Origin of the sequence: Streptococcus sp. 1449, assembly GCF_013276805.1 — a bacterium.
Classification (GTDB): domain Bacteria; phylum Bacillota; class Bacilli; order Lactobacillales; family Streptococcaceae; genus Streptococcus; species Streptococcus pseudopneumoniae.
On the sequence record NZ_VMLS01000110.1, the window covers coordinates 1 to 2629 of the forward strand.

Below are 2629 nucleotides of genomic sequence, written 5' to 3' on the forward strand. Positions count from 1 at the left end.
TTCACATTGTCTTTCGCTGTAGTTCCCTCAGCTTTCTTCCTGTCAACATCAACTTGGGTCTGAGCATCTTCAATAGCTTTCTTAGCTTTTTCCGCTTCCGCTTGAGCTTCTTTCTTAGCCGCCTCTTTTTCTGCAGGACTTAGGTTGCTATTGTTTTCAATCGCTGTTTCTTTCTCTGCAAGCTTAGCTGCTATTGCGTCCTTGGCTTGGTCTTTTCCTACTGGATTGATTGCAGTTACTTCAGAGAGTGCATCTGCTTGGGCTCGATTAACTTCATTTTGATTTTCAGCGTCCTTAGCTTTCTTAATAGCTTGGGCTGCTTTTGTAGCCGCTTCTTCTACTTTTGCCTTGGCTGCCTTCTTCTCATCTTCTGATAATTTATCATTATCATCTATCTCAACCATTTTCCTTGCTGCAACTTCTGCTATGGCAGTGACTGCATTCTCTGTTCCTATCGGATTCACATTGTCTATAGCTGTAGTTCCCTCAGCTTTCTTCCTGTCAACATCAACTTGGGTCTGAGCATCTTCAATAGCTTTCTTAGCTTTTTCCGCTTCCGCTTGAGCTTCTTTCTTAGCCGCCTCTTTTTCTGCAGGACTTAGGTTGCTATTGTTTTCAATCGCTGTTTCTTTCTCTGCAAGCTTAGCTGCTATTGCGTCCTTGGCTTGGTCTTTTATTTTCTGCCCTTCGTTCAGCTCTTTCCATTTTTCTACAGCATCTTCCACTACTTCTCTGTAATTACTAGTAGTACTAGCTTCAGAACCCAGCTTATCCTTAATTTTCTTCAATTTGTCTTCATAAGCAGCCTTGGTTTCAGGAGTAGACCATTTTGTGTCCTCTTCTTTTGATTCGGTTAATTTATCATAAACTTTTTTAGATAAGTCCTTGGCTACTTTCCTAGTATCCTGAGTAACTGAAAACCCTGTTCCAACAACTGGTAGAGCATACTGCCTCCAAGGAACTTGGAATCCCATCCCCAATTTGGTATTATCCGCTGCGCTAATACGCACAGTATATTCTGTTACACCAGGAGCTAAACTAATATTTTTACTAGTAAAAGTTCCATGAGAATTCCCTAATTTTTTCTTATTTGAATCATCTTCTAATTTCTCAGTCAATTGGTCTTTCTGATTTTCAGTTTGAGATCTAGTAGTTTCAAAAAACTGATTATTTCCCACACTAACTGGAGTAACTGTTTTTTTCTCATCATCTATCTTTTTTTGATTATTACTACTATTTTGTGGAAAGAATTTTTGATCATAAATTTTCATCATTTCCATATTATTATCAGTTTTAGTAAATACCTCAACACGATAACCTGCTTTATTCCCATCAATATCTCCAGTAAAACCTGTATAAAAAGATATATTAACATCAGAACCGGTCGAAAGAGAATAGTTTTTAAACGTTTTTTCAATTCCCTTGTAGTTTGCCAAGCCCTTGCCTTTATTAGAATTTTCTGCTCCTTGTGTATAAGCACTAGAATCATCTACTTTTTCATTTTGTGTAGCAAGAGTCCTTACCAACCCTAGGAATAGTGCATAATCATTTGAACGGTCAAAAGAAGATTCATTCAACCACGTCTTATCTTTACCATAGTTAGTTCGTACCGTATTCACAGTCTCAATAGGAAAGACCCCTCTATTTGTCTTTCTTGCAACACCAAATTTTCCGCCATTGACTGCCTTCCAACCTCCAAATTCATCAAGCTCTTTCACTGTACCTGGACTTATATTTTTAGTAGCACCAACTTGGTCTATGTTGCTAAGTTTTTTCTCATTCTCTACTGTGTCAGGCAATTCTTTTAACTTCGCTGCTAACTTCTCTACATCTGCATCATCCTCTGGAGCTTCATAAGTCTGATTTGCAGCTAGATCTGCATCGGCTGCAGTCGCCGTTGGAGCAGAGTCTGTATCACGTCTTTTACGTATTTTTGGCTTGCTGCTTGCTTCTTCTGTTCTTGTAGCTTCCCCTTCAGATTTTGAAGCTTCACTGCCCTCTGTAGATTTTGGAGAGCTAGAGTCCCCGCTTACAGAGTTTTCATCTGATTGAGTCTTTGTTGTAGTTTCGCTTCTTTCAGATGAGTTGGCTTCTTCCTTTTTGGTCTCTGGATGACTCTCTTGCTTGCCTTTATCCCCTGCTTCAGTATTGGTTGCAGATCCTTGTTCTTTTGCAGCAGGAGCAGCGTAGGTTGGCTGCTGATCCTCTGATTTTTTCTCTGTTTCCGAATCCTTATCAGCTGCCACCTCCTCATTTGACTGTATGGCCTGCGCTTCCGCAGCAGATACCGCTCCACTTCCCATAAAGAGATAGAGCGCCGCCACGGCTACCGAGGCCGCTCCAAAACTAACCTTCCGAATCGAAAAACGCAATTGTTTTTCTCTATCATCCTTCTCACTATAAAACATATTAGATGTTCTCCTTTTTAAGTCTAAATTTTTCCGATTAAAATCACTCAATTCATAACTACAAAATCAAGCAAAGGTTTGCATGATTGATTAGACATCAACTGAGTCATTCAACCTAGTATGACTAAACTATTATATCTCAAATTACTTTAAAAAGATACTCATTTGACTTCTCTATCTCACTTAGGTATCAAGAAAAAGGCACGGGACTTTGACAGTTG

Annotated in this window: 1 protein-coding gene; it reads right to left on the bottom strand. The window is 39.4% G+C overall.

From position 1 onward, the window contains the following. Positions 1–2408: DUF1542 domain-containing protein (locus tag HT687_RS11435; protein WP_172924218.1), on the bottom strand; the 2408-nt coding region annotated here is incomplete at its 3' end. Positions 2409–2629 lie beyond the last annotated feature (221 nt).